This is a genomic window from Streptomyces sp. NPDC025651, from assembly GCF_055558735.1.
Genome location: NZ_JBVHLZ010000021.1, coordinates 68,832 through 94,340, shown reverse-complemented (window position 1 = coordinate 94,340; position 25,509 = coordinate 68,832). Strand labels below are relative to the sequence as shown.

Annotated in this window: 29 protein-coding genes; 8 read left to right on the top strand and 21 right to left on the bottom strand. The window is 70.8% G+C overall.

Translation table 11 applies throughout. The features are described 5' to 3' along the window. Positions 1 to 25 precede the first annotated feature (25 nt). From ACZ4D5_RS42040 to ACZ4D5_RS42030, 3 genes are all read left to right on the top strand, one after another. A complete protein-coding gene (locus tag ACZ4D5_RS42040) occupies positions 26 to 2,710 on the top strand; it encodes an ATP/GTP-binding protein (protein WP_467777809.1) in 2,685 nt (894 codons plus the stop codon). Positions 2,711 to 2,923: 213 nt separating this feature from the next. After that, complete coding sequence (locus tag ACZ4D5_RS42035; RefSeq protein ID WP_467777808.1) at positions 2,924 to 3,286, top strand: hypothetical protein; 363 nt, start codon at positions 2,924 to 2,926, stop codon at positions 3,284 to 3,286. After that, a complete protein-coding gene (locus tag ACZ4D5_RS42030; RefSeq protein WP_467777807.1) occupies positions 3,283 to 3,954 on the top strand; it encodes a nucleotidyl transferase AbiEii/AbiGii toxin family protein in 672 nt (223 codons plus the stop codon). The genes ACZ4D5_RS42035 and ACZ4D5_RS42030 overlap by 4 nt, the downstream gene beginning before the upstream one ends. Positions 3,955 to 4,091: 137 nt before the next feature. On the opposite strand, the gene ACZ4D5_RS42025 is transcribed toward ACZ4D5_RS42030, so the two are convergent. Continuing rightward, positions 4,092 to 4,319 (bottom strand): zinc finger domain-containing protein, encoded by a 228-nt coding sequence (locus ACZ4D5_RS42025; protein WP_467777848.1) that lies wholly within the window; start codon positions 4,317 to 4,319, stop codon positions 4,092 to 4,094. On the opposite strand from ACZ4D5_RS42025, the gene ACZ4D5_RS42020 reads away from it, so the two are divergent. After that, complete coding sequence (locus ACZ4D5_RS42020; protein WP_467777849.1) at positions 4,215 to 4,631, top strand: hypothetical protein; 417 nt, start codon at positions 4,215 to 4,217, stop codon at positions 4,629 to 4,631. The two genes, ACZ4D5_RS42025 and ACZ4D5_RS42020, sit on opposite strands and share 105 nt — an antisense overlap. Positions 4,632 to 4,681: 50 nt before the next feature. On the opposite strand, the gene ACZ4D5_RS42015 is transcribed toward ACZ4D5_RS42020, so the two are convergent. Then, the gene (locus ACZ4D5_RS42015) at positions 4,682 to 5,083 is read right to left on the bottom strand and encodes a hypothetical protein (RefSeq protein ID WP_467777806.1); all 402 of its coding nucleotides are present in this window, start codon (positions 5,081 to 5,083) and stop codon (positions 4,682 to 4,684) included. A gap of 473 nt (positions 5,084 to 5,556) precedes the next feature. Here ACZ4D5_RS42015 and ACZ4D5_RS42010 point away from each other — a divergent pair, with 473 nt between their 5' ends. Then, entirely contained in the window at positions 5,557 to 6,477 is a 921-nt protein-coding gene (locus ACZ4D5_RS42010) for a hypothetical protein (RefSeq protein ID WP_467777805.1), read from the top strand. A 242-nt stretch (positions 6,478 to 6,719) separates the two neighbouring features. Here the strand turns inward: ACZ4D5_RS42010 and ACZ4D5_RS42005 are convergent, their stop codons facing one another. The 8 genes from ACZ4D5_RS42005 to ACZ4D5_RS41970 form a co-directional block, all read right to left on the bottom strand. After that, positions 6,720 to 7,220, bottom strand: coding sequence for a hypothetical protein (locus tag ACZ4D5_RS42005; RefSeq protein ID WP_467777804.1), 501 nt, complete (start codon positions 7,218 to 7,220; stop codon positions 6,720 to 6,722). Further along, the gene (locus ACZ4D5_RS42000) at positions 7,217 to 8,308 is read right to left on the bottom strand and encodes a helix-turn-helix domain-containing protein (protein ID WP_467777803.1); all 1,092 of its coding nucleotides are present in this window, start codon (positions 8,306 to 8,308) and stop codon (positions 7,217 to 7,219) included. Before ACZ4D5_RS42000 ends, ACZ4D5_RS42005 begins: the two co-directional genes overlap by 4 nt. Positions 8,309 to 8,482: 174 nt before the next feature. Further along, positions 8,483 to 8,635: a hypothetical protein gene (locus tag ACZ4D5_RS41995; protein WP_467777802.1), complete on the bottom strand. Its 153-nt coding sequence runs from the start codon at positions 8,633 to 8,635 to the stop codon at positions 8,483 to 8,485. A gap of 859 nt (positions 8,636 to 9,494) precedes the next feature. Further along, on the bottom strand, positions 9,495 to 10,379 hold the full coding sequence (locus ACZ4D5_RS41990; protein ID WP_467777801.1) for a hypothetical protein: 885 nt from the start codon (positions 10,377 to 10,379) through the stop codon (positions 9,495 to 9,497). After that, positions 10,379 to 10,918, bottom strand: coding sequence for an ATP-binding protein (locus tag ACZ4D5_RS41985; RefSeq protein ID WP_467777800.1), 540 nt, complete (start codon positions 10,916 to 10,918; stop codon positions 10,379 to 10,381). Before ACZ4D5_RS41985 ends, ACZ4D5_RS41990 begins: the two co-directional genes overlap by 1 nt. Next, on the bottom strand, positions 10,915 to 11,292 hold the full coding sequence (locus ACZ4D5_RS41980) for a hypothetical protein (RefSeq protein WP_467777799.1): 378 nt from the start codon (positions 11,290 to 11,292) through the stop codon (positions 10,915 to 10,917). Before ACZ4D5_RS41980 ends, ACZ4D5_RS41985 begins: the two co-directional genes overlap by 4 nt. A 206-nt stretch (positions 11,293 to 11,498) precedes the next feature. Further along, complete coding sequence (locus tag ACZ4D5_RS41975; protein WP_467777798.1) at positions 11,499 to 11,912, bottom strand: hypothetical protein; 414 nt, start codon at positions 11,910 to 11,912, stop codon at positions 11,499 to 11,501. A 33-nt stretch (positions 11,913 to 11,945) separates the two neighbouring features. Continuing rightward, positions 11,946 to 12,197, bottom strand: coding sequence for a hypothetical protein (locus ACZ4D5_RS41970; protein ID WP_467777797.1), 252 nt, complete (start codon positions 12,195 to 12,197; stop codon positions 11,946 to 11,948). A 120-nt stretch (positions 12,198 to 12,317) separates the two neighbouring features. On the opposite strand from ACZ4D5_RS41970, the gene ACZ4D5_RS41965 reads away from it, so the two are divergent. The 3 genes from ACZ4D5_RS41965 to ACZ4D5_RS41955 all read left to right on the top strand — a co-directional run bounded on the left by ACZ4D5_RS41965 (position 12,318) and on the right by ACZ4D5_RS41955 (position 15,193). Then, complete coding sequence (locus ACZ4D5_RS41965; RefSeq protein WP_467777796.1) at positions 12,318 to 13,088, top strand: GntR family transcriptional regulator; 771 nt, start codon at positions 12,318 to 12,320, stop codon at positions 13,086 to 13,088. Between the two features lie 294 nt (positions 13,089 to 13,382). Next, the gene (locus ACZ4D5_RS41960) at positions 13,383 to 14,651 is read left to right on the top strand and encodes a Tat pathway signal protein (protein ID WP_467777795.1); all 1,269 of its coding nucleotides are present in this window, start codon (positions 13,383 to 13,385) and stop codon (positions 14,649 to 14,651) included. Next, on the top strand, positions 14,648 to 15,193 hold the full coding sequence (locus ACZ4D5_RS41955; protein WP_467777794.1) for a GNAT family N-acetyltransferase: 546 nt from the start codon (positions 14,648 to 14,650) through the stop codon (positions 15,191 to 15,193). The genes ACZ4D5_RS41960 and ACZ4D5_RS41955 overlap by 4 nt, the downstream gene beginning before the upstream one ends. A gap of 317 nt (positions 15,194 to 15,510) precedes the next feature. On the opposite strand, the gene ACZ4D5_RS41950 is transcribed toward ACZ4D5_RS41955, so the two are convergent. The 11 genes from ACZ4D5_RS41950 to ACZ4D5_RS41900 form a co-directional block, all read right to left on the bottom strand. After that, complete coding sequence (locus ACZ4D5_RS41950) at positions 15,511 to 18,789, bottom strand: LysM peptidoglycan-binding domain-containing protein (protein ID WP_467777793.1); 3,279 nt, start codon at positions 18,787 to 18,789, stop codon at positions 15,511 to 15,513. Further along, on the bottom strand, positions 18,789 to 19,226 hold the full coding sequence (locus ACZ4D5_RS41945; RefSeq protein WP_467777792.1) for a pilus assembly protein TadG-related protein: 438 nt from the start codon (positions 19,224 to 19,226) through the stop codon (positions 18,789 to 18,791). Before ACZ4D5_RS41945 ends, ACZ4D5_RS41950 begins: the two co-directional genes overlap by 1 nt. 2 nt (positions 19,227 to 19,228) lie before the next feature. Then, positions 19,229 to 19,669 (bottom strand): TadE/TadG family type IV pilus assembly protein, encoded by a 441-nt coding sequence (locus ACZ4D5_RS41940; RefSeq protein ID WP_467777791.1) that lies wholly within the window; start codon positions 19,667 to 19,669, stop codon positions 19,229 to 19,231. Positions 19,670 to 19,674: 5 nt separating this feature from the next. Continuing rightward, the gene (locus tag ACZ4D5_RS41935; RefSeq protein WP_467777790.1) at positions 19,675 to 20,106 is read right to left on the bottom strand and encodes a TadE family protein; all 432 of its coding nucleotides are present in this window, start codon (positions 20,104 to 20,106) and stop codon (positions 19,675 to 19,677) included. Beyond that, the gene (locus ACZ4D5_RS41930; RefSeq protein WP_467777789.1) at positions 20,106 to 20,321 is read right to left on the bottom strand and encodes a hypothetical protein; all 216 of its coding nucleotides are present in this window, start codon (positions 20,319 to 20,321) and stop codon (positions 20,106 to 20,108) included. The genes ACZ4D5_RS41935 and ACZ4D5_RS41930 overlap by 1 nt, the downstream gene beginning before the upstream one ends. 111 nt (positions 20,322 to 20,432) lie before the next feature. Further along, entirely contained in the window at positions 20,433 to 20,627 is a 195-nt protein-coding gene (locus tag ACZ4D5_RS41925; RefSeq protein ID WP_467777788.1) for a hypothetical protein, read from the bottom strand. Between the two features lie 23 nt (positions 20,628 to 20,650). After that, a complete protein-coding gene (locus ACZ4D5_RS41920; RefSeq protein WP_467777787.1) occupies positions 20,651 to 21,538 on the bottom strand; it encodes a hypothetical protein in 888 nt (295 codons plus the stop codon). Next, on the bottom strand, positions 21,535 to 22,467 hold the full coding sequence (locus ACZ4D5_RS41915) for a type II secretion system F family protein (protein ID WP_467777786.1): 933 nt from the start codon (positions 22,465 to 22,467) through the stop codon (positions 21,535 to 21,537). Before ACZ4D5_RS41915 ends, ACZ4D5_RS41920 begins: the two co-directional genes overlap by 4 nt. Then, positions 22,464 to 23,987 carry a CpaF family protein gene (locus ACZ4D5_RS41910; RefSeq protein WP_467777785.1) on the bottom strand — a complete coding sequence of 508 codons (1,524 nt, stop codon included), beginning with the start codon at positions 23,985 to 23,987 and terminating at the stop codon, positions 22,464 to 22,466. The genes ACZ4D5_RS41915 and ACZ4D5_RS41910 overlap by 4 nt, the downstream gene beginning before the upstream one ends. Beyond that, a complete protein-coding gene (locus ACZ4D5_RS41905) occupies positions 23,977 to 24,801 on the bottom strand; it encodes a hypothetical protein (protein WP_467777784.1) in 825 nt (274 codons plus the stop codon). The genes ACZ4D5_RS41910 and ACZ4D5_RS41905 overlap by 11 nt, the downstream gene beginning before the upstream one ends. Continuing rightward, positions 24,798 to 25,502: an SAF domain-containing protein gene (locus ACZ4D5_RS41900; protein ID WP_467777783.1), complete on the bottom strand. Its 705-nt coding sequence runs from the start codon at positions 25,500 to 25,502 to the stop codon at positions 24,798 to 24,800. The genes ACZ4D5_RS41905 and ACZ4D5_RS41900 overlap by 4 nt, the downstream gene beginning before the upstream one ends. Between the last annotated feature and the right edge of the window lie 7 nt (positions 25,503 to 25,509).

Sequence of the window (25,509 nt, the reverse complement as noted above, 5' to 3'; positions counted from 1 at the left end):
GCGACCGCGTAGGTTGGGGCAGCTGTTGATCTTTCTTGGGGGTGTCGTGGCGCGGGATCTGCGGACGGTTTTCGGGGCAGGCGACCGGTCCATCGAAGCCGAGGAGGCGTTCACGAACCGACAGTCCCAGTGGCACGCCGTCCTGGCCGCGCTCACCGACCACCTCCAGCACACCGCCAATCCGGCCTTCGACGTCGAGGACCTGACGAGCCCGCGGCACAACGTCCTGGTCGCGCACGGCGTCGGCGGGATCGGCAAGTCCACGCTCTCCCGCAAGATCGAGGCCTCCCTCGCCCACCCCGAGGGCCGCCCTGCCCAGTGGGACGCACCCGCCTGGCCGGCCGAGCGTCTCCTGCCAATCCGGATCGACCTGGCCCGCTCCACCGGCACCGACTTCGAGCGCGTGGTGCTCTCCCTGCGCCTGGCCATCGCCGCCCTCGGGCGCCCGATGCCCGCCTTCGACCTCGCGCTGCGCCGGCACTGGGAGCACAACCACCCCGGCGAGCCGCTGGAGGAGTACCTGCGGCGCGGCGGCCTGATCAGCCGGTTCTCCAACGCCATCAACCTGCCCGCCCAGATACAGTCCGCGCTCGCCGATGCCGCCCAGGCCCTGGCCATGCCCGGCACGGTGGGCGGCGCCGTCTCCCAGCTCACCGGCGCGCTGGTCGGCGCGCTGCGCGAACGCCGCCAGACGGTACGCGCGCTGGCCGGCTGCGCGCGCCTGGCCGACGTCCTGGACGCCGAGCCGGACCTGGAGACCCTCAGCTTCGCCACCCATCTGCTCGCCTGGGACCTGTCCCAACTCCCCCACGACCAGCGGGTGACCCCGGTGGTCCTCTTCGACTCCTTCGAGGAGATCGGGGACCGCATCCACCGGGACTTCGAGCGGCTGCTGCAGCGCATCGTGTGGCTGATGCCCAACGCCCTGTTCGTGATCACCGGCCGCAACCGGCTGCAGTGGGCCGAGGACGGCCTGCACGGGCAGCTCGACTGGAGCGGCCCCACCGCCTGGCCCGGCCTCGCCGGCCACCTGCCCGGCGCCCGCACCCACAGCGGCCCCACCGTGCGGCAGATCCTGATCGGCGACCTCGCGCCCGAGGACTGCGACGACCACCTCGCCCGCCGCCTGGCCCACGGCGGCCAGCCCCTCATCGGCCCCGAGGTACGCCAGGCGATCACCGACCGCTCCCACGGCCTGCCCCTCTACCTGGACCTGGCCGTCCTGCGGTTTCTGGAGATACGCCGCACCGGCCAGACGCCCGTGCCGGACGACTTCGGTGACTTCCCTGCCCTGATCGCCCGCACCGTCAGCGACCTGAGCACCGACGAGCGCCACGTGCTGCGCTCGGTGTCCCTGCTCGACGCCTTCGACGTGCCGCTGGCCACTCAGGTCGCCGGGCTCACCCACGACGCCGCCGCCCTGCGGCTGGCCGAGCGCCCCTTCGTCCTTCAGGATCCGACGGGCCTGTGGCCCTTCCACCTTCACCAGGTCGTGCGCTCCGCGATCCGCAACGCCCCCGACCACAGCGACGACCGCTGGTCCGATGCGGACTGGATGCGGGCCGCGGTCCGCGCCCTGGCCGCGCTCGGCAATGAGTGGGCCAATGGGCCGCGCCGCGACCGGGCCGTGCTGATCGGCTGCCTGCGCCAAGGCCTGCGCCTGGCCGCCGACTTCAACCTGGGTATCACCGGCTGGCTCACCGAGGCTGCCTTCTCCTACGTCGGCGACTCCATCTGGGAACCCCTCGCCCCGCCCACCACCAGCCACGACACCACCACCCCGGCCACGGCGGCCGACGCGCTGGTGGAAACCCTCAGCACGCTCGCCCGCCGCCAGCGCGAACACCGCGCCCGCACCGTCGAGCGGCTCACCACCGTCCTCGACACCGCTCTGCTGCCCTCCGAACTGCACGAGATGGCCCTCTACTACCGGGCCAAGGCCCTGCGCGACATCGGCCGCACCCGCGACTCACGCCACGGCTACCAGCTCGTCGCCGACGCCGGCGGCCGTCTCGCGCCCGCCGCCCGCCGCGGCCTGGCCCAGGCCGCCCGCCTCGACGGTGACTTCCCCACCGCCCTCGCCGCCGCCCAGAGTCTGGGGTGGGAAGGCCGCCACCAGCGCGTCCTGGGCGACCTGTACTGGCTCCAGGGCGACGTCGAGCGCGCGGCCGACGCCTACCTCGCCGGACGACTGGAGGCTGAACAGCACGCCAAGGCCGGGGAGATGGCCCACAACCAGGCCCTGCGCGCGCTCGCCGTCGCGTTCGCCGACCCCCGCGCCGCCGACGACGAACTCGACCTCGCCGAGCAGCTCCTGATCGGCCTCGACCTGCGCGCCACCACCCTCAACGCCGCCATCGCCGCCCTCATCCGCGACGCCGGCGACTCCGCCGTCGACGACCGCGGCCGCGCCCTGCGCGCCGAACTCGACGCGGCCGGTCTCACCTCCACGATGCCCACCCTGGAGGTCGCCCTCGCCTTCCACCAGGCCGTCCTCGACGATCAGGACGCGCTCGCCGCCACCATCAACCGGCTGCGCGAGCAGACCCGGGAGGGGGCGTACGCGTACTACGTCGACATCGCCCACTTCATGGCCGACCGTCCCCTGCCCACCAACCACACACCACCCCACTGGCTCGACGGCGAGCACGCCACCCGCACGCGGTGGCACGAACTTGTCACCGCTCGGCGCACGCTTCTGCACGCCTGACGCTGAGGAGCCGACATTTCGAGGAGCGCCGACGCTCCTGACGGGGAACGAACCGTTCCCCGGGACGCACGTGCGCGTTGAGCCTCGGTGTGTTCGAGTGAGGCCCTCAGACGCAGAGGATCGTCGCCCCTGCCCGGTTCGGATCCCCCCTGCGGCCGATGAAGGCACCCAGTCTGCGTGACCACTGCGGGAAGAGCAGGTGATAATCGACGCATGGCCTTGTCCCCCACCACTCCTGTCCCGAACGCGGCCGAGGTGCTGCGCGCCCGGTACGCGAAGCGTCTGCCCGCGCGCCTGGAGGATCTGGCGGGCCCCGCACACGGCACGGTCGACCTGCCGCTGCACGTGGTCTGGTCAGGGCGTCGGTCCTTCGATGTGGACCGTCCCCGGTCCCGGATGGGCCTGTACCGCACTGTCCTGGCCGAGGGGCAGCGCCAGGACGTGACCGGTTTCCTCAACCGCGACCTGCTCATCGGGCAGTGGCCCGTACTGCGAACTCTGATCAGCAGGCACATCCGCGATGTATGGGAAGACGCCTTCCCGGCGCTGGCCACCGCCCGGACGACCGCTGCATGAACCTGAGCGACCTGCACCGCCGGCTCCTGGCCGACGTTCTCACCATCGGCACGCCCTACCCCCTGGTCATCACCGGCGGCTACGCCGTCCAGGCCCACGGCCTGGTCGACCGCCTCAGCCAGGACCTCGATGTGGCGACCGAGAACCCCGCCCCGATGGACGAGATCATCCGCGCACTCAGCGACGGACTCACGCGGCGAGGATGGGCCGTGCAGCAGATCGAGACCGACCCGCTCTCCGGCCGGCTCATCGTCACCGATTCCAGCACCGGCGAGGAATGCGAGGTCGACGTACTCAAGGAAGCGTTCTGGGCCCCGCCCACCGCCACCGAGCACGGCCCGGTCCTTGCTCTTGACGACGTCATCGGCACCAAAGTCCGTGCCTTGGCCGACCGCGGCGCGGTCCGCGACCTGATCGACGTCCACGCCGCCTCCCGCCACCGCCCCACCATCGAGCTCGAGATGCTCGGCCGCCGCCACGCCCGCACCGAGTTCAGCCTCCACGATCTCCGGGACCGTCTCAGCGGCGCCGAGTGGTGGGACGACGAGGACTTTACCGATTACGGACTGGGCCCCGACGAAGTGGAGGCTTTGCGTACCTGGGCCCTGGCCTGGTCCAGTGACCTCGATGCCCGACTCCACGCCGAGGATGCCTCGGACGACATCTGACCCTCCTGGAGGCGTTGCCCGAGAGGCCAGAGTTACATTCCACCTGGTTCTGCTGGACGGTGGCCGGTCCACAGGCGCCTGCTCAGCGGTGGCGGTCGACAGCACGAGGGGATGAAACACCGGTGATGTTGACGGCTTCACGTCCCGAGGGCGGCACCTGCGTTGACCGTGATCGCGCTGTCCTCCGCCATGGCGGCGTCAACCCGTTCGTGGTGGTAGTCCACCCGGGACCAGCCGCGCCGTCGCAGGCACGGCTGTGAGTGTTCGGCCTGGCACTTGGGGCATGGGTGCGTCAGGGCCCGCGCTGCGTGGTGCGGGTCGGAGATCCAAAGCTGCCTCCGCGCCGCGTCGAGACGCTGCTGCATGGCCTCTTGGGCTCTCTCAAGTCGCCGCTCGGCCTCTTCTTGCTGCTCGACGGCATAGCGTTCACGGGCTTGCTCCGTGCAGTCGGTGAGTGGGTCGTCCAGAACTACGAGCGGCTCATCTCCCATAGCGAGGCCCACATCACCTGGACGTTCATCACCCTCATGGTCCGCCGCCTCACCCGGCCTTCCCGCCCACCCCGTTCGTCACCGCACCCCGTCGAACCGGTGAAAACGGCCGGCAAACCCACACCCATACGCCTGCGGACGCAGAAGCCACAGACGATCCGGCTGGCCCCTACCACCCTGCGCTGATCTCGGAGGCGCGGATCATGTCCCGCCGGGCTGGCCCGGGAGACTCGTAGTTACGCGAGTTCTCCGGGGGCGTACTGCCGCCGGGGCGGTCCGACGCGTTCCAGTTCGGACCGAAGGTATAGGGGCAGGGCGTCGAGAACGGCCTTGGGGAAGAAGGCGGACAGCGGGGCTTCTTCTCTGCGGGGGTAGTAGCCGTGCTGGCGCAGGTACTGCACCAGGTCGTCTTCCGTGAGCTCTGCGCGGACACGGGTGGCGAGTCCGTCAGGTGACTTCACCAGCACGCGTCGTTCATCCAGGTCGTTGTCGTGGTCCACCGTCATCAGGTGGGCGGCCAGTGCCCCCAGCGCCAGGACGGTTCCGTCGGTGGTCTGGTCTTTCCCGTCCGCCACGGTGACCCATACCTTGCCGCGCTTTACCCGGACGTCCCACAGGACGGTCTCTGCTGTCGTCACGATCCGAGCTTAGCCACCCACTCGGCCCCGGCCATCTAGGCACCGAGTGCCGCAGATCACCGGATGTGACACAGCTTCTGATGGGCAACTAGTGCGGGCTGGTCAAGGACTGCCGGATCTGTGCCATGTCCCGGGCCTGCCCTCGGCACCGGCGATCCGCGATGCGCCACACACGCGGGATGCGCCCTATGGCGCCGCACCAGAAACCGCCCGAGAGCCTCGCAGGGCCGCAGCCTGCGCGATCGCCTTCTCATCCGATGGAGTCACCGCCAGTGGTGGCGTCTTGCGCCGCCGCTTCACCGCGAACTTGGATATGTCTGGGCTTGTGAACGCCCGGCCGCGTGACGGAGAGGCCCCCGCAGCTCCTCACCGAAGGACCGGCCAGAAGCATCACCACCTGAACCGACGCCCACCGACACGACCTCACCGCAGCGCCCACCGCCGGGGGCCGGTCCGGCGCGGGATCGACCACGATGCCTCAGGCTGCCCTGGCCCTGACCGAAGACCGCCGCCGTAGCACCGGTGAGTCCCACCAAGCGCTCCACGCACTGCTCACCGAGACTGGCCAGCCGCTGACCATCCCCGCAGCCCGTCACCCGGAACAGGCTCAGCTGGAGACCGCGTTCTTCCTTGCCAGCTGCAGGGTCGGCGGCCTCTCACCACATCCACTGAGTATCGTCCAGGTGCGCCCCGAGGAGGACCAGCTCACCCTTCGGCTCCTCAACGAGCCGTACGTCATCCACCACTTGGCGGACTTCCTCCTCCCCCGTCTCAACACCGACGGCCCCAGCCATCCCCGCGACGGTGTGACCGGCGTGCCCGGGCTGCGCTACCGGCGCGAAGGCGGCAGCATCTGCCTGCACCGCCCCGGCACGTCGGCCCGCATCGTCCTGACCGGTTTCAATCCCCGCTTGTGGGAACGCATCACCGACCGGTTTGCCACCGACTACTACGACCTGCTCCAGGCCGAACCGGATTGGACACCGGCGGAACGGGCCGCCCATGCCGCAGCCGTGGCCTCTCCCTTCGAACCGGCCTCGCTGTTCTCTCCCCTGCTGCGCCGCATCCGTGCGACCGCCGGTCCTGGCCCGGTCAACGGCACCGCCGCGTGGAGCACCAGCGGCGGCTTCCGGCTGGAGACGACCGACGGCCCGCCCTGCCCCGACCTCATCCGGCTTCTCGGTGATGGCCCCACCGGACTGCGCTGGGCAGTAGAGCAGAAGAGCTGCACCTGCCTGTGCGACCACACCCACGCCGACGTGGGATGCAGCATCAACTTCCGGGAGCCCACCACCGGAGGGCTCGTGTACTACTCCAACACGAAGTGGGGCCGCACTCTCGACGCCCGCCGCCGGGAGACCGTCGCCGCGATGAACCGCGCAGCCTTCGCCTGACCTCGCTGGCCGGGGCGGTCAGGGGGCGAGGTCGAGGACCCGGACGGGCTGGCCCTGCCACCGCTGCGGGTCCGTGGTCGCCACGACCGCCCCGTGAACTCGAATGGTCGTTGATCGAGCCCTTGTTTCCGGGGCCGGCCTGCCAGACCCCGCGCGGCGGCCGTCCCGAAGCGCACCTGCGGCGCGAGATCGTCGATGCCCTGCGCTATCTCGTCGACACCGGCAGCAAGGAGTACCCCCGTTCAAGACCGACACGGTTCTCGCCAGGTGCGCACGAGGTAGGTGAGAGTGGCGGTGTCGGTGCCGGTGGCGGCGGCCACGGCGGTGAGCGGGTGGCCCAGGCCGTAGTGGAGGACGGCCACGTCGTACTGCAGCGGCGAGTTGGCGGTCAGCGGCAGTGGGTGGGTGCGGCTGCCGCTGTGGGTGACCAGCTGCTGCCAGGCGTAGGCGGCCGGGTTGGGGCGACTGACGACGTAGGGCCAGTGCGTGACGAGGTGCCCGAAGACGGCGGCGACGGCGTGCTGTGCGGCATGGAGCGTCAGGTGGGCGTGGGCGTAGCCGAGGTAGCAGTCGCGGTGCAGGGTGCAGAACGCCTCGAAGGCGGGCGGGAGGGTGAGCGGGGTGCCTGCGGCGGTTATCGCGTCGGCCGGACGGCAGCGGTGCGCGGAGCGTTGGGCGGGGAGCCGGCCCGGCCGCAGGGGTGCGGCCGGGCCGGGCACGGAGGCCTGGATGGTGGTGGTCATCCGAATGCTCCGGCGGGCAGCGGACTCGCGAAGGTGTCGGTGGTGGAGTGCGGAGCGGGGCTGGCGACCGCCCACAGCGGGCGGATGGTCTCGGGGCGGCCGTGCAGCGCGCTGACCAGGCGGCCCACCGTCTCCCACTCGGGTACGTGGGTGCCCTCCAGGATCGTGTTGATCTCCTCGGTGGACAGGGTGTGGTTCAGGCGTGAACTGAGCTGGCCGGCGCTGGGGTTGGCGTCGGCCAGCAGCAGTCCGCGCAGCGCCGCAACCAGGTTCGTCGGCTCGGCGGGGTGCAGGCCGCGGGCGTCGTTCCACAGCGGGCGGAGGTCGGCCGGGTCGGCGCCGCAGGCCGTGGCGATCACGCGGGTGATCCGCCAGGAGGGCAGGCGGTCGCCGCTCAGCAGGCGGCTGATGTAGGAGCCGGAGACGCCGGCTTCCTTGCCGAGCGCGCGCAGTGTTTTGCCGCTGGTGCGCTGCAGTTGGGACAGCGCCCGCGCCAGCAGCTGTCCGGGGTGTTCCAGGTCCCGGGCAGGGAGCCCGGGATCGGTGACGTCGGTGGTCTCGTCCTTTGGCCCGGGGGCTGCGGTCCGGTGCGGGGGGCGTTGGCGGGGAATGGCCCGCTCCGGCGGGACGGCGGCCGCAGGCGGCTGGCGGCGCTGGGTACGCAGCTGGCGGCGGCGGGCGCAGGTCTCCGCGGACCAGTTGCGGCTGATGTTGTCGGTGCCGGTGTTCAGGGCGCGTCCGATGTCCAGGGCCTTCTTCTTGTGCCCGCGGGCCTGGGCCACGGCTGCGGCGGTCAGATCCTGTACCTCGCGTTCGAACCGGGCGATCTGCGCGAGCGCGTCCAGCGGCTGGTGGGCGGCGATGAGATCCTTGACGTTCTGCAGGTGGTGTACGCAGTCGTCGGCGACCTGTTCGGCGTAGGCGTCGTGGTCGCTCTCGCCCTGCAGGCCGCACAGCTTGCGGTAGGCGCGGCCGCACGCCTCGGAGCAGTACCGCGGCGGCCGTCCGGGGCGGGGCTTGTCGGTCTGCGGGACCGGGTTGGTGCAGGCCGGGTTGGCGCACTCGGGTGCCTGGTCCTTCGGGGTCATGGTGTCTAGTCCCTTTCGGGGGTGTGCTACCGGGAATCACAGGTGGAATTGGGGGGTTCCGCAAGGCGCGGGAGATCGTTCTCCGGGCCTTTCCTGACCGCCGGACAAGGGCCGGGCGGTGCCGCCTGCGGGCGCCGGACCGCGGTCGGCGGCGGCCCGGCGCCCGCAGGCGGGTCAGGTGGCGGAAATGCGCCGGTAGCGCACGTAGGAGTGGCGCAGGGCGAGGACGAGGAACGGCAGCGCGGCGAGCGCGAGTTCACCCGCCTCGGGGCGGAAGACGAGCACGAAGCCCGCGAAGAGCACCGCAAGGAACCCGCCGACCTGCATGTTGACCTGTTGGTCACGCTGCTCGGTGGGTTTACCCCGGGCTGGATGAGGGATGTTACTTTCGGGTCCCCCCAGCCGGACGGTACGCGCCGGTCGGCCTGGAGCGTGGTCGGGAGGCATGACGCCCTCCTAGATCAGTAGATCCGAACAGTTGGCGAGTCAGCCCTGGTTCAGATGTGCCGTCCGGGCCGGGGCTGCTCGTGTGGGCCGAACGTACCGTTCACGCAGACGAGACTCCATCACTACAGTCCGTTAATGGGACACTTGCGGTTGTCTCTCGTTCGCTTTTGCGACTCTGATCGGAAGTTGGCTCGGTTCGGTCACAGTGCGACGCAATGGGTCGCATATATGCATCCGTCACCCGCACGGGTCCGGCGCGAGATCCAGCCATACGCGCACTCCCGCACCACCGCGCGCTCATCGACGCGCTGCTGCTCTCCGGACGGCTTCGGCGCACCACGGTGCACGGCGGCACCGCCCGGCCCGCGCCCCGGCACCCGCTCCCCCGCCGCGTCATCGCTCTTCTGCCAGCGGAAGTCCTTTGGTCTGCAGGGATGCGGCGCCGAACGCGCGGGATCGCAGCGTCTCCAGATCTGACGGCCGCAGCTCACGGGGCGTGCGGGTTGCCCGGCCGGGCGAGGGTGGTGCCCATAGGCACCACCCTCCTTGGGACGGTTGAGGTGAGTAGGGCCCTGAGTCCCTGGACCGCAAGCGGTCCAGGGACTCAGGGCCCGGTGATCCGCTGATCCGCGACGGGGGGCACGGACCAGCGGGGTCTCAAGGTGGCGCTGCGCCGGGCGCCTCAGGGCTGTTGCCGCATCGCTGTGCCCCTGGTGCGCTCCGGGGCAAACGCCCCCCGTCAGCAGGCGGCAACGCGCTCCAGCCAGGCCTGGGCGTCTCGGGCCTCCTGCAGTGAGGGCAGTAGCTCTAGCTGCGTCCACATGCGGTTCAGGTGGTCAAGGCCGCCCTCGGCGACCACCGCGGCCACCCACTTGGTGCCCAAGTCGCAAAGCACACGGGGCAGTTCGTAGTGCGGGCTGTCGGCCGCAATCAGCTCGGTCCGCAGCGGCTCCCCCAGAGGGCCGCTGCGGACCTCCTCGGCGCTGCGCCGGTACTGCTCGCAGAGACTGCCGGACCAGGTGCGGGCGGCGATGGTCTCGGGCCGCACCCGGGCCATCACCTCCCGCGCGCACCACCAGGAATGGCCCGCTTCCGCGAAGGCCACGTATCCGTGTCCGTCCAGGCCGTAGGTGGACCAGGGGAAGGCGGTCGTGCACGCGTGGCTGAACAGGCCGTCACTGGCGTGGTGCCGTGCGAGGTAGGAGAGTTCGTGGGCCGCGAGCATGACGAGGTCCTCCTGGACCATGCCCTGGCGGTGCAGCGAGGCGGGCATGACCAAGACCTGAGGACTGCCGTCGTCGGTCACGATCGTCCGGGACGCATGGCGCTGCCACTCGCGGTCGGCGAGGTCGGCTTCCCGCTGGGCCAGGCAGCTCCACAACTCGCGCTGCTCGTCCTCGCCGGGGCGAAACCATGTCAGATCGTTGGTCAGCACGCGGCGCTGCTCGGCGATGACCGCGAAGACGAACGCGGGCTGGGACTCGAGGCGCACGGTCGCCTTCGCGGGAAGGGACAGTCCTGTGACGTCCTCGACGAGCGGAGCCGCCTGGTGGAAGGCCTCTTCGAGCATCGGGGCGTACGCGGGGTACTCCGTGATGGCCGGGATCAGGGACAGTTCGAGCATCAGAGGGGATCCATCTCCTGGCTGACGGCGGACGGCGCGATCAGGCCCTGGGCCGGCAGGCGGTAGAGGGCGGGGTCCCGGGTACTGAGCTGCTGCTGGTAGTCCAGCGGAAGCCGGATGGCGGCCTCGACTGCAGTGCCCCGGCCCACGGGCCGGCTCGCCCATCGCGTGGCGAGGCCGTCGACGAGAACAAGACCGCGCCCGAACTCGCGGTCAGCGGACGTGAGCGCGAGGGAGGCGAGGCGGGCTTCCAGCGGCGTACGCGGTCGCGGGCCGCGGTCGAGCACACCCACCACGGCCTCGACGACGGTGATCTCCGCCCACACGAAGAGCAGCTTGCTGCTGGTGTGCTGCACCGCGTTGGAGGTGAGCTCGCTGGCGATGATGCGGAGGTTTTCGGCGATCTCCTGGGGGACTTCCTGGTCTCGCAGGGCTTGGTAGACGTTCGTGCGGGCCGCGCGGACGGTGTTCGACATCCCTGGCAGGGTCCAGTTGGCCTGGAACACCGACGTGCCCTTCGGCAGGACTCGGCTGGTCATGCAGGGCCTCCTGAAGAGCTGATGGTGCCGTGCGGGCCGGTGAGGTCGGGGCGTCGGGACCGGGCGAGCGCGACGGCGACGGCTTCGACGAGGTCGTCCGGGTCGGTGAGGACGGGGAATCCCTGGATGGGCGGACAGATCCAGGCCCGGCCTCCGGAGCCGGGACCGGCACCGCAGGTGACCACTTCCGGGGCGGGGCACGTGAGGACCGCGTCCGCTACGGGCCGGGTGCCCGGCAGCAGAGGCCAGCTGGCGGCAGTGCCGATGGGGACGACGAACTCCACCGCTCCGCGCGCCCGGGTGGCCAGGGCCAGGCCGAGGGAGCTGCCCCGATGGGCCAGGATCTGCAGGGCGACCGTGGCCAGGGGAGTCACGATGCGGACGACATCGGCACCCGTGATGCGGACCGGGCCGCACTGACCGGCAGCCCACGCCGCCCGCAGGTGCTCCGGCGGGAGACGCCCCGGGGCCCAGCACTCATCGCTGCTGCGGGATGCCTGGCCAGACGTCCGTTGCCCGTCGCAACCGCTCGGTGCGGCTTCGGCGGCCGCGCGGGCCTTGGGGCTTGACGAGTGCGCAGTCATACGATCGCCTCCACGGTGCCGGGTGCGGCGTGCGCAGTGGCTGCGGCCTGGAGGTATACGGCGAATGTGGGGATCCCGAGCAGCCAGACCCCCAGTGCGATGCGGTCGCCGGCATGCCAGGCGATCTCCTGCTCCGTGCGCACGATGAGCGCGTCGGCCAGGAGGCTCTCAGCTGTCAGCCAGCCGGTACGGCAGCGGCGCGGCGTGTCGAGCGGCGCGCGGTCGTACAGCTCCTGCACGACCGCCCACCGGCGCGGCGCGGCAACGGCGAAGTCGTGGAGGAGTCTCAGTGTTCGCGTCGCAGTCCGCGAGTCGGTGTTGCTGGCGTAGAGCACCACACGGGCCTCGCCCGAGACCGTACCGACGATCTCGGGGTCGGCCCCGGCGGGTGCGGTGGGGATATCAGGCATAGCCCTCAGCTCCAGAGCACGGGGGTGGGGACGTCACGGTTCACGTCGCTGGTCGACTTCGGCCCAGATGAGCGAGGTCCCGGCCTTGTCGACGCTGTGCCCGAAGCGGTTGGCGTGTTCCATGAGGAACCGGAGGATCTCGATCCGGTCGGATTCGCTGAGCGCGGCGGGCACTTCGGCTTCAATGCGGGTTCGCTCGGCTGTCTCGTTCCTGCTCGGGGCCGTGCCGAACCGGGCGGTGAACATTGCGGCGATCGCGGTGGTCGTGGCCTTCGGCGAGCGCACAGTTCTCCCCCACACACGTCGCATCACGTAACGTATTTCTAATGCATTAGATTGAACCTGATGCATTAGCTTGTCAACCGAAACAGGTAATCCCTCCGCCGACCAGTACGGAGTCCGCGCATGGGCATCGACGAGCCACCGCCGCACCAGCAAGTCGCCGACGACCTGCGCCGCCGACTCGCCAACGGCGAATGGGCGAGCGGCGACCGCCTGCCCTCCCGAGCCCAGCTCGCCCAGCACTACAAGGTCGGCACCAACGTCCTGCAGAAAGCGGTGGAACGCCTGATCATCGAAGGGCTCCTGGAAGGGCGCGCCGGATCCGGGACCTACGTCGCCCAGCCGCGCGAGCGGCGCCGCATGGTCCGCTCCCGCCACCGCGAGCACCGCGGCGGCAGCCCCTTCCGTGCCGACATGGCCGAGCTCGGCCGCGTCGGCACCTGGGAGGCCCACTCGCAGGCCCGCACGCCCGCGCCGGAGGGCATCGCCCACCGTCTCGGCATCCAGCCCGGCGACCTGTGCGTGCGTACCAGCTACGAGTTCCTCGCCGACAGCCGCCCCGCACAGCTCTCGGTCAGCTGGGAGCCCATGGCCCTCACCGGCCAGACGCCGATCGTGCTGCCCGAGATGGGGCCGCTCGCAGGCAAAGGCGTGGTGGAGCGGATGCACTCGATCGGCATCGTCATCGCGCACGCCGTAGAAGTCCCGCATCCGGCCCGGGCCACCCAGGAGCAGGCCAACCTGCTCAGCATCAGCCTCGGCGACCTGGTCCTCGCCATCGAGCGCACCTACTACGACACCGACGGCCGCGCCGTGGAAACAGCCGACATCATCGTCCCGGACGTCCACTGGGAAGTGGCCTACGAGTTCCCCGTCAACGCCCCGAAGTCCTGACGCACCACGCCGGGCCCACCGCGAGCAGCTGGCAGGACTACTGCCTGCCCGCGCAAGCTCGTTGGCTGCAGGGGATCCTGCACGCTCCGGAGCACATGCGGTTTTGGTGGGCATCGGAGCGGTCCTTCCGGTGTTCTCGGCGCGCTCCGGGGGCGCGCCGCCGTACGCAGTAAGTAACCGTCGGGACAACCGGGCTGGCCATGACCGAGTGGCAACTTCCTGCGTGCACGCACCCTGTCGAGTTGACTGTTCCTTTACCGATTGAGGGTGGCCCTCCGGTTCTACCGTTGGCCCATGGAGCGCACGCGCAATGAGGCGCTGGTCGGGTGGATGACCGAATTCAAGATGAAGACCCGCGAGCTCGTGGATGCCCTCAACGCCTACATCGGGGATCTCACCGGCCGACAGGGCCTCGTCACGGAACGGACCGTCTTCAAGTGGCGGTCGGGCGACATCCGCTGGCCCCAGACCCTCCAGCGCACCGCGCTCCAGGCCGTCACCGGGAAGACCCCCGCAGAGCTGGGGTTCACCGCGCCCGCACGGCGCACCGCTCGCAGCAAGGAGGTCCCGTCCGTGCACCGCCGCCGCTTCCTCACCACCTCCTCCGGAACGGCCTTGGCCGCAGTCACCCCACAGCCACAGAGCAGAAGGCCAAGCTCACGGGTCGGGATGACCGACGTACAGCGGCTCACAGCGAAGCTGGCGTCCGTCGTGGCGTCCGACGACCGGCACGGCGGCACCGAGAAGGTCGAGGCCCGCGCCCTTCAGCTCGCCCGCCAAACCCTCACTCTCCAGCAACGCGGCACGGCCACCGACCGGGTACGCGGACAGCTCTACTCCCTGGCCTCCGCGTTCACCAGCTCCGCCATGTGGGCCGCCATCGACGGCCGCCGCCTGGAGGCTGCACAGCAGCACATGCAGGAGGCCGTCACCCTCGCCGGGCTCTCCGCCGATCCGGCGATCCAGTTCCGGGTCTGGGGCCACGCCGGGGCCCTCTACCGCTACCGCGGCCAGTACACCGACGCCCTGGCCGCCGACGACGTCGCCCGCTCCAGCAGCATCTACCGCCGCGACCCGCTCTACGCCTCGCTCGCCCACGCCCGCACCGCCGTCCACCACGGCGACCTGCGCGACCGCACAGCGGTGCGCCGCAGCATCGACCATGCTCAAGACGCCCTCGGGCGAGCCGATCTGAACGCGCCGCGGCCGCCGTGGATGCGCTTCTACGATCAGGCCGAGCTGGAACTGCTAGCCCTGATCGCGCACTACGCCCTCGGCTCATGGGTCGACGCGGAAGCCCATGGCCACCGCAACCTCGCACTGCTGCGCCCCGACCTCATCCGCAACCGTGCTCTGGCCCTGGTTCACGTGGCTCGCGCACAGCTGGAACAAGGCGCCCTGGAGGCCGCCGTCGCCTCGGCCCAAGCGATCCCCCACGACGCCTGGCACGGCCGCACCGGGCTCCTACTGCAGAGCTTCACAATTCGCATGACCACCCTGGCCCCCAACAGCGCGGAAACCCGGGCATGGACCAGCTACACCCGAGAGAGGGGCACGATGTGACCGTCCAGCTGCGCCGCTACCGCAACGTCGAGGAGATCCGGCACACCCTCGTGGACATCCACGTCGAGGTCCGGCAAAAAGACTTCGGGCTCGTCGGCACCTTCTACACCGCAGAGGCGTTCAACACCCGGTTGTCCAGTCACAGCTCGGCCCCCGGATGGGAGGCCATCGTCGGGTACGCCGAGGACGGCGAGCCAGCCGGCTTCGCCTACTGCACCCCTCTCAGCCCCACCACACGCTGGTGGTCCGCGATGACCACGGCACTGCCCGACGGCTACACCGACGAGACCGGCGACCGCACGCTCGCGCTGAACGAGATCGTCCTCAGGGCCGCATGGCGCGGCACCGGCCTGGCCCACCGCATGCACGAGGAACTGCTGACCGGCCGCACCGAACAACGCGTCACGCTCCTGGTCAATCCGAAGGCCGGCGAGGGGAAGGTCCAGGCCGTGTACGAGCGATGGGGATACGAGACGATCGGCGAGCAACAGCCGTTCCCGGACTCCCCCGTCTTCGCCGCCATGATGCGCCAACTGCACTGAGCTGACCTCGGCCGCACGGTCCCCACGTCCCTGCGCCGGTCAGCTCACCTTCGGCAGGACGCCCGGCGTCACCGTCTCCAGGCACCAAGACGTACGAGATGCATAGAGCGTTCACGAACCGGGCCCACGTGAGGCCGTCATGGTGGAACCGTTGAACAACGTCACGGCCAGGCCAGGCTGACGGACGCTGCTGTGACGACGTCCGAGGCCTGGCCCTACTACCCGATTTGACGCCCTCACACCCATTCACGGTTGGCACAGCTGCTGACCACGGCCTGGCAGACCGCGAATGAGCGCAAGGTCATCTTGAGTGGCGGTTACGCGCTGCGGCTCATGATCGTGTCGTAGATCTGTTCTGTCTCGGGTTCCATGCCGACGTCGAGCAGCCTATTGACGCTGCGGAGGGCCTCGAATGCGGCGGTGACCCCGGTGTGGTTGTGGGCCTGGTCCTCGATGAGCATCCAGTCCTGGTAGAGGAGTTCGGCGCTGTCATCGACGTCCAAGCCGATGCGTACGGCGCGGCGGGCGGCGTCCAGGTCGGGGCGGGATGCGGTGCGGTGCCAGGTGGCCAGGGTGTGGGCGACGTCGGTGATGCGGACGAGCATTTCCTGTATGCGGGCGGCGGCCCAGGTGATGTCGGCGCCGTCGAAGGGGCGGCCGCGGACGAGTCCGAGTGCGGCCTCCAGGTCGGCGACGCCGCTGGCGGGGCCCTTCAAGAGGCCGTGCGCGGCCAGTTGCTGGAAACGCTGCCAGTCCGAGCGGACCTTGGGTGAGAGCTGATAGAGGCCGTTTCGGGTTTTGGGCAGGTAGAGGTTGCCGTCCGTATCCGCGCCCAGGCGGTTGCGCAGTTCGGAGATGCGGACTTGGAGGGTCTGTTTGCTCCAGGGGGCGGCCGGGTTCATGGCTTCCCGGGCGGTGTCCATGGTGCAGCCGTCCGGCTTGAAGTGCAGGAGGGCGGCGAGCAGGGCGAGTTTGAAGCCGTGCTTGGAGGCCTGGACGCCGGTGACGGTGACCGGCCCGAGCACGCAGACTTCCGGGGCGTTCGGGTCTGCGGGGGCATCGGCGCTCTCGTCCCGCGTGGGGTTCTCCGGCTCGCTGTCCGCGGCTGCCGGCTCCAGGCGAGTCGGGTCTCCACCGTCGTGGTCGCGCTCTGGAGTGTGCTGTGCGGCGAGGGAGGTGAAGGGCGGGGTGGATCCGGGTGAGACGGCCTCGGGGGAGGCGGTCAGTGCGGTGAACGGTGCCTCCGGGATGTCGGGGACAGCTGTCAGTCCGGCGACGTGCGGCTCCGGTCGGGGCCGGTGGGGTACATCGGGTGGAATGAGCGGGCTGGGGGCCACCTTCGTCCAAGGGCCTTCGGCGGGCTGGGGCGGCTGTTCGGCGGTGTGCAGGACCTCGAGGAGCAACTGGTAGTCCTCGTCGGTCAGCGTCTGCAGGATCAGGTCGCTACTCAGGGCCTCGACGTGCTGGGGCTGCCGGGTACCGACGGTCAGGCGCACGGCGTGGGGGAAGGCCTCGCTCGCGCCCTGGGCAGGCAGGACGAGGGCGAGAGGCAGGTCCCCTGCCGCGGCGAGGGCGTCGGCCAGGTGTCGCGCGTCGGCAGGATGGACTTGGGCGGCGCAGAGCAGCAGCCACGGTAGCGGGACCATGTCGTCGTCCGCGTCGTGTGCGTGCTGGTGATGTTCCAGAAGGAGTTCGCCGAGCTCGCTCTGGGCAGCCCGCAGGTGCGGCACGATACGCAAGCGGCCTTGGGGCAGCAGGGCGGGCAGTTCGGTGCCCAGGTCGAGGGTGAGGACCTCGGCATGGTCGCTCCAGGCACTGGTCGCGGCCTCCAGCGCCAGGACACGGGCGGTGTCACGGACAGCCTCGGGCTCTCCGTCGAGCAACAGCACGCGGACAGTCGGCAGGTTGAGGAGGAGGTGGCTCCCGTCCGGATCGCTGCCCAGGGTGACCAGTCCCGGGTAGGGGGCCGGAACGTCTCGGGCTTCGGTGGGGTCCAGGAGAGCTTGTGTCTCATCCAGCTTCCACCGGTGTGCACCGGCTGTGGTGAACGGCGCGAGGGCCTGGCCGGGCGCTGTGTCGGTGTCGAGGAGGAGTTCGACGGTGCGGGAGGTCACGCGCGCCCCACGAATCTGGGGCAGTGCGGTGTGCTGCTCGGTGGCGCCGTGGGCCAGGGTACGCAGCGCCCGGTCCAGGAGGTCCACGCTGCCCGGTTCGCTGCTGGCCCCCAGGACGTGCTCCAGGCGGGCGGGGTGTTCGGGCATGGCGATCGTCTCTCCCGGCCGCCGACGGCGGCGCTGCAGCAGACGTTTGATGCCCACGGCGGCGATCAGGCAGCCCGCCAGGAGCATCCCGATACCTGCGGCGGCGCGTACGCCGACCACTGGCTCGTCGTCCTCCTCTGAGGCCTCGGCGGAGTTCTGCCTCTGCGGTGCCTCGCTCCGATCGGGCTGCGGTTTCACGGGGGCCGTCTGGCTCGGCTCGGGAGTGTTGGGCTGCGAGGGAGGCGTGGAGGCGGACGGCCTTTCCGGCTTTGCCGTGTCGGGAGCGGATGGCGCCGGCTGGTCGCGGCCGTTGTCTTTGGGATCCTCTGGCGGCGCCTTCGAGGTCTGGTCGTCGTTGCCGCCGGGCGGAGCAGTGTCCGGCTTCGCAATCTCAGGCGTCTTGTCGGGCTTCGTGGGCGCGGCGGGTTGCGGGATGTCCAGCTTCAGGCCGACGCGGATGTCGTCCGGGTCGGTGAGCGTGGTCCCGCCGGGCTGCGAGGCGCCACGGTTCGCTTCGAAGATCGCCCGGTATTTTGTGCCGTCGCCCAGCTGCTCCTCGGCGATCTTCCACAGCGTGTCACCGGAGCCGACCGTGGCCTCGGTGTGCTCGCCCTGCGGAGCAGCGGCGGCCCTCTCGGGCGCCGTGGGGGTGGGGATGCGGAGCTGCCAGCCGGGCTGCAGGAAGGCGCTGGCGTGGAAGGTGCTGCCGTCGGCCATGGTGCGGCCTTCGTTCAACGCGGCGATTTCGCGCCAGCGTTCGCCGTCGCCGAGCTGGGTCTCGGCGATGCTCCACAGGCTCTCGGCCGGACGGACATCCCGGACGGTATAGGTGGGGGTTGTGTCGTCGGCAGTGTCGCGCGTGGTGGGCGCCGTCGACTGCTCATCGGGTGTTTGCCGGGCTTGTTCGGGGTGAAGGGTGGCGGTTGCGGCCGGGGCGGCGGTGGCGGGATTGGCCAGGGCGGTGCCGGTGGGCAGCAGCACCAGGATGCTGCCGATCAGGACTGCTGCGAGGCGTTGGGAGGAGCCCAGGCCGCGCGGGGCGCGCCAGGTGTGGCCGCGCAGTTGGGCCGGGATCTCCCGCAGGGTGCAGAAGGTGAACTGTGCCCAGCCGATCCAGGCGATGGCGACGAGGAGCAGCAGGAAGGCGCTGCCGGTGTCCTGCCGGTCGAGGAGGTGGGCCAGGTCGTCGTGGCTGGTGTCCCACACCACGGGGGTGACCTTGATGAGCAGGAGCGGCAGGCCTGCGACGGCGGCCGCCAGGACGGCGAGGCTGGCCAGGGCGCGCAGGACTGCGGTGGGGGTGCGGCCGGGGCCGGTGGGGGCGTGGGTGCGCATCACGGTCCTTCGGGTGTGGTGACGCCGTGCAGGAGGCTGGCCTTGCCGTGGCCGGTCACGCTCAACGAGCCGATGCCCGCGGCCGACAGGAACTTCGTGTCGTAGGTGCCCCGGGTGGTGACCGTCAAGGTCTTGCCGTCGGCGGACACGGTGGCGGTCCCGGCGGTGTCGGCGGCGGACAGGTAGGCCTGGGCGGCGGCTTGGGCGGCCTGCGGGTCGACCGTGACGGCCTTGCCGGGGACGACCTGCCCGAGGTCGATGGCCTGCCCGCCGGCGCGCGCGGCTTCGGTGGCGATGAAGTCGACGCGCTCGACCGCGCGCATTTTGCCGCCGCCGTCGACGGCCAGGCCGATGATGCCGAGCAGCGCGAGGACGCAGATGGCCACGAAGACGGTGACACCGCCCCGGTCATCGAGGCGGCGTGTTCCACGGGTCATGGTCAGCCCCTCTGCCGGTACTGATCAACGACCGACGTCGCGGTCGCTTCCTGCGTCCGGGCACCAGGGACGCCAGGAAGGAGAAGATCCGAGAGATTGACGGTGCAGCGCACGGTCGCGGACACCGTGGCCACCTGACCGATGGGCACGTTCAGGCCGCTGGTGTCGACCGTGACGCTGGTGTTGGCGCAGGTGATGCCCTGGTCGTTCAGGGACTCGGTCGCCGCCGTGCGCGCGGCGTCCTGCGCGGAGGCCACGGTGCGGTGAATGGACGCCTCCCGGGCCGCATCCTGGGCCGCCGCGTCGACCTTGGATCCGGACATGACCAGGCGGCCGCCGGCGATCGCCATGCACAGGAAGACGAGCAGCCCCGGCAGGACGATCGCCGCCTCGATCGCGGCGCTTCCCGCATCACGCGGGGCACAACGGGCTCTGTGGAACACCGACTTCACTCCCCTGGGGCCGTCCAGCGCTCCACCGGCCCGGACGCCGACTGCGTGATACGCAGGCCGGGTACGAGCGGCAGCATCGACTGCGCCGTCCCCGAGACCTGGACCCGGATGCGCTCGCCGGTGCTGCTCGCAGTCGAGACGCTGGCTCCGAGCAGGCTGTCGCCCGCCGTGCGGCTGAGGACTTCGCGGGCGCGCTGCGCCCCGTCGCCGGGTCCGGCCTGGTAGGAGCGGGCCGCGCTGACGCCCTCGCGGGCCGCGGTGAGCGCGATCTCGCGGGCGTAGTACCACATCGAGGCCTGGATCACGGCGACCGTGACGAGCAGGACGAACGGGTAGACGATCGCCATCTGGATGGACGCATCCCCCCGGTCATCCCGCCAGTCGCGGCCGCGTCCCCAGGCCGCGGGCTGCGGTATACGCCGGTGCATCAGATGCCGCTCAGCTTGCCGTTGTACTTGGCGATCACTACCGCGATCGTCCCGGCGATGAGCAGCGCGCCGGTGATGGAGGCCACCCAGATGATGACCGTGGTGATGCTGATGTCGCCCTGGTCCGGGCGCTTGCGGGCCTCCTCCAGCCGGGCCTCGGCGTGGGCGGCGAGCGCGCGCACGGCCTGGTAGGTGCGGAGGGCGGTGTATCTCATCGGGCGTCAGCTCCAAGGTGGGTGGGGATGGGGCGAGGGGACAGAGCCGTCTCTGGCCCCTGAATGGTCACGGGGCGCATGCCTCAGTAGGTGCGCGCCCCGGGCTCTGTGTCAGTCCGATGCTGCCCGGTCCCTGAGGGTCTGCAGCATGGTGGCCATCAGCTGGTCGCGGTCGGCGGCCGTGGTCTGTCGCAGAGCCGTGATCAGCTCATCGGCGGCTGCATCCACGTCCCCGGTGACGAACGCGGCGTTACTGCGGTCGATGGCAGCTTGAGCGCCCACGGGACGATCACTGTTGTTGGTCATCTGTCTCCCTGTCCTGGGCTGCTTCAGGTGGTCAGCATGCGGATGACTGCGGGGAACGCCATCAACAACATGACCTGGACGGCGAGGAGTGCGCCGGGGGCGGTCATCTTCTCGCTGGCGGCGTTCGCCTCCGCGGTCTGCGCGGCGAGGAGTTCGGGGTTGAGGGCGGCGCTGCGCGCCCGCAGTTGCTTGTAGACGGCGGCGCCGTCGGTGGACGAGCCGCGCATGATCTCGGCGATGTCGCCCAGGACGGGCAGGTCGTACTCGTCGCGCAGGTCGGTCAGCGCCTGCCACGGCGGGATCTTCTCCAGCCGTGCCCGCGACAGGGCGCCCTGGACGTAGACGAAGGGCCAGCCGCGGCCGACCTCGGCAGCCTTCTCCAGGGCCGTGGTGGGCCCAGCGTCCGAGGCCCGCTTCAGGGCGACGAGTTCGAGGTAGGCGGCCATCGCGTGGGCGAACTCCTCGCGGGCCCGCTTGGCCTGGTCGCGCACCGACAGGTCCGGGGTGATCCACAGCAGTCCGGCCACGAGCAGCCCGACCAAGGCGGGCACGTACAACGGCACAGCGATGCCCGCGATGATCCAGGGGATGGTGACCAGGACCGGGCACAGCAGCCCGAGCGCGGCCAGCGAGGTTTTCAGCAGCATGAAACGGCCCGGCCCCTGGCCCAGCAGGGCCAGGTTCTGGGTCGGGATCCGCACGCCGGGCAGGCGCTCCAGGCGGGCCAGCAGCCAGCGGCCCCATACCTCGTCGCGGTCCAGGACCGGCTCGGCACCCGCAGCCAGAGCGCTCTGGTCGGTGCGCTGCAGGGCGGCGGCCAAGGCGGGCTGCGGGCGCAGCAGTTCGCGGGTGAGCAGCGCGATCCCGCCGCCGACCGCGGCGCCGGTCAGGATCATGGGCGTGAGGTTCATGCGGCCGCCTTCTCGTGCTCGGGCGCCGTGGCGGGGGCGGGCAGGCGCACGGTGCTGCGCGTATCGCGGCTGAGGAAGCGCGGAATGCGCCGGTAGTGGGCCAGGTGCCGCATCAGCGCGAGCGTGCCGACGAACCCGGCCGTCAGCAGGGCCAGCACCAGCTGACCGAGCAGCGTCGAGTACGGGGCGGTGTAGGAGGGGACGAAGAACCCGGCGACGATCACGCCGAGGGTGATCAGGGTCATCCACCGGGTGGTGGTGCGGGGCTTCTCGCGGGCCGCTTCCGTGTCGCGTTTCTGGGTGACCTCGGCGCGGACCGTGGCGGCCAGGTCCTCCAGGGCCTGGGCCAGTCCGGGGCCGCGGTCGGCGACGGACAGGATGAGCGCCGCGACGATCTTGTCAGCGGTGATGTCGTCGAGCTCGTCACCGAACGCGCGCAGGGCCTCTTCGGGCCGCCATCCCATGTTCAGCCGGTCCGCGAGGGTGCCAATCTGCTCGGTGAGTTCCTCCGGGGCACCCTTCCGACTGGTGATCATCGCCTGTTCCAGGCCCATGCCCAGCCGCAGCAGTCCGGCCAGGCGCTGGGTCCATTCGCTCAGGCCCTCCAGCTGGCTGATGCGTGCCTTCGTGGCGTGGGCCGGAGCCAGGAGGGCGGGCACGCCGATGACCGCCGTGCCGATCAGGAGCCCGGCCACGAAGTTCCCGGTGACGATCCAGATGCCCAGCCACAGCACGACCGCCGCCACCGCCTGCGTCCGGCGCCGCATCCTCGCCTCCTGCGACCCCGCGCTCCACGCCGCAAGGCTCCGGGCGGGCCAGCTGGCGCGCCGGTCCCGTACCGGCTCGGTGGTGCCCACCACGCCCCAGACCAGAGCAGACAGTCCGGCCATGAGCGTCATGCCGCTGAGCAGGGCCCACAGCATCGTCACGCGCTGCTCACCACCTTCAGCGGCAGCGGCAGCGCCCACTGCCCATAGGTGTGCTGCAGCAGCTCAGAGTTGAAGCCGACGCGGCGCAGCTCGTCGATGCACTCGGGGTGCGTGCCGGTGGGCACGGCCCGCTCCTCGCCGATCTTTTGGTTGGGGGCGAAGATGTCGTTGGTGGCCGGGCGGCCCGACTCCCCGACCCCGGTGATCTCCACGATGTGGGAGACGAACCGGTGCCGCCTGCCGCCGATCTTCGTCTCGTCGATCATCGAGACGAAGACGATGAAGTCCAGGCCGTTGGCGATCTGCCGGTAGGCGAGTTGTTCGGACAGGTTGCCCTGGGCGAGCGCGTAGAGCTCGGCGATCCGGTCGAAGACGATGTCGGGGCGGCGCGCGTGGATGGTGCACAGGTTGCCGCCCGCCCCGTTGGTCAACGCCTGCATCATGGCGACGACTTCGGGGCCGCGGACCTCGCCGACGACCATGCGCTCCAGGGACATGCGCAGCGCAGGGTGCATCAGGTCCAACAGCGTGACCTCGCCCGCGCTGCGGCCATTGGCGCCGACTTCGCCGTTGCCCTCGCGGGCCACCAGGGAAATCGCCTGGCGGTGGTGCCCGTTCTGGTGGGCGAAGAGCTCGTCCTCGGTCTGGATGGTGGCGAACCGCTCCTCCGGGTCGAGTTCCTTGAGCAGTGAGCGCAGCAGGGAGGTCTTGCCGGCTTTCTGCTTCCCGGCAATGATCACGTTCTTCTCGGCCTTCACGCAGGCCCGCAGGAACTCGGCCAGGATCGGGTCGATCGTGCCGAGCTCGATCATGCCGTCCAGGTCCGCGTCCTGGACCCGGTGACGGCGGATCACCGCGTACGTCATCGGGCTCACATCCGTGATGGCCTGCAGCCGCGAGCCGTCCTTCAGGGAGAGCGCGAGCAGCGGGCTCGCGGTGGAGATCGTCCGCTCGCCGTGGCCGGAGTCGCGGGCGAGCTCGCGCAGCAGCTCCAGGAGCTCCTCCTCGGAGTCGGCGATCGCACCGACCTTGCGGCGCTCGCCGTCGCCGTAGTCGAGCCACACGTCATCGGGCCCGTTGATGAAGATGTCCTCGACCCGCGGGTCGTCGAGGTAGGGCTGCAGCCGGCCCGCGCGGAACAGCAGGTCGTACACCAGGCGCCGCAGCGCGTCGTCCTCGGCCGCGGTCGGGCTGATCCCCCGCTCGGCGGCCGCGGCGTTCGACCACAGCGCCACCTGCTCATTGATCCAGCCCAGGCAGCGCTGTTCCTCACTGGCCCGATCCAGCGTCGGCTCGGACTTGAGGAGTTCCTCCCGCTTCCGGGCGACCTGCGTCTTGATGGCCTGGGCCACCTTGTAGTCCGGGACGATCTGCGGCACCCCGGTGCTGGGGGCGGGCACGCTCGTGGCCGAAACGGCGGCCGCGCGGCCGTTCACCTGCGCCTGCAGCCGTGCGCTCAGCGCGGGAGTGCCTGGCTGTGGGCGCACCGTCGGATCGTCGTGTACCGGCTTACCGCGCATGGGCCGCCACCTCCCCCGGGCCGTTGCGGGGATCGAGTCGGGCGCGGCGCAGCGCGGCCCGCTGCTCCAGGACCGTGCTCGCCGAGCGGGCCGCCTTCATCAGGGCGGACTTGGTGAAATGACGGGGCTGCTCGACCCCGTCCGACAGCACCTTCGCCTCCCGGGGCGCATATGGCAACGTGGCCACCACCGGGACCTTCAGCAGCCGCTGCACCTCCCCCGCCGGATACGGGCCCTCCTCGATCATCAGCACGCCGACGTTGCCGACCTTCTCCTCCAGCGCCTCCACCCGCGACTGCGCCGCCTGTACGGAGCGCAGCGTGTTGCGCACCACGACGAGCAGCGCGTCCGCGCGCTGCGCGAGCACCGCCGAGGGACCGAACGCGCCGCTGCGGCCGAGGTCGATCAGCACGTCATGGTTGTCCACGGACTGATTCCCGATCTCGTTAAACAGCCGGGAGAGGAGCTTCCACGCCGGACCGAGCCCGGCCGACTGGGCGGGATCGGTTACACCGGGCAGGATCACGCGGTTCCGCGGCGACTCCGTGCCGTCCTCGGCACTCACATCGATCAGCTGCCGCCAGAACGCTTCGACCAGCTCGCCCTTACGCGAGGCCACGGCCAGGTTCCGCAGCCCGTAGCGGTCACCGACACTGCCCTGCAGCAGCCCGTACAGGACGGCGCTGCCGTCCGGGTCGCACTCGGCGAGCACCATCCGGCGCCCCGGCTGCAGCGGCCAGGACAGCAACAGGGCCAGCGCGCTCGTCGTCACCCCCGGCGACCCGCTGCACCCGGCAAGCGCAATCACACTCACTTCGGGCCGCCCGGCGCATCGAGCACGAGCCGCACGGTCTCGGAGGAGACCCACGCGGCCAGCCGCGGGGCCTGATCGGCCTTGGCGGCGACGTCGACAACGACCACCCCGGTCCCCGGAGCCGCCTTGCCCGCCTTGACCACCCGGGCCGACACCGATTCCGGCATCTGGGACTCCTTCGCCGGCACCTCCTCGCCCTGGGCCGGAACATGCACCAGGCGGACCTTTTGCCCGGGTGCCAGCGCGGTGGCGGGCACCTGCTCGGGCTTCAGGCCGATCGGCACCACCTGTTCCCCGGCCCTCACCAGCGAACGGGACGTCACCTGCGAGGGGGCAAGCAGCGATCCGGGCCGCAGCTGCACCGCGGCTCGCTTGCCGACCACCTCGTCGCGCTCATCCACCGTCACGGCCTTGACTGCCGGGTCCAGCGCCATGGACGCCTGCCCCAGGTCCGCCTCGGTGATCACCTCGCCGACCTGGACGTCCCGCGTCACCGTGACGACCTCGGTGCGGTGGCCGGTCTGCAGGACCAGGACCACAACGCCCGCGCCGCCCGCGGCGATCAGCGCCAGAGACAGGGCGATCAGCCCTGGCCTGCGGCGGCGTGCGGAGACCCGCGGAGGCGCAACCGGTGCGGCAGGCTGCCCCTGCGCCGGGATGCCGTTCACGGCAGGCCCTGCGGGGGCTTTCGTCTTGCTCACGTTCCAT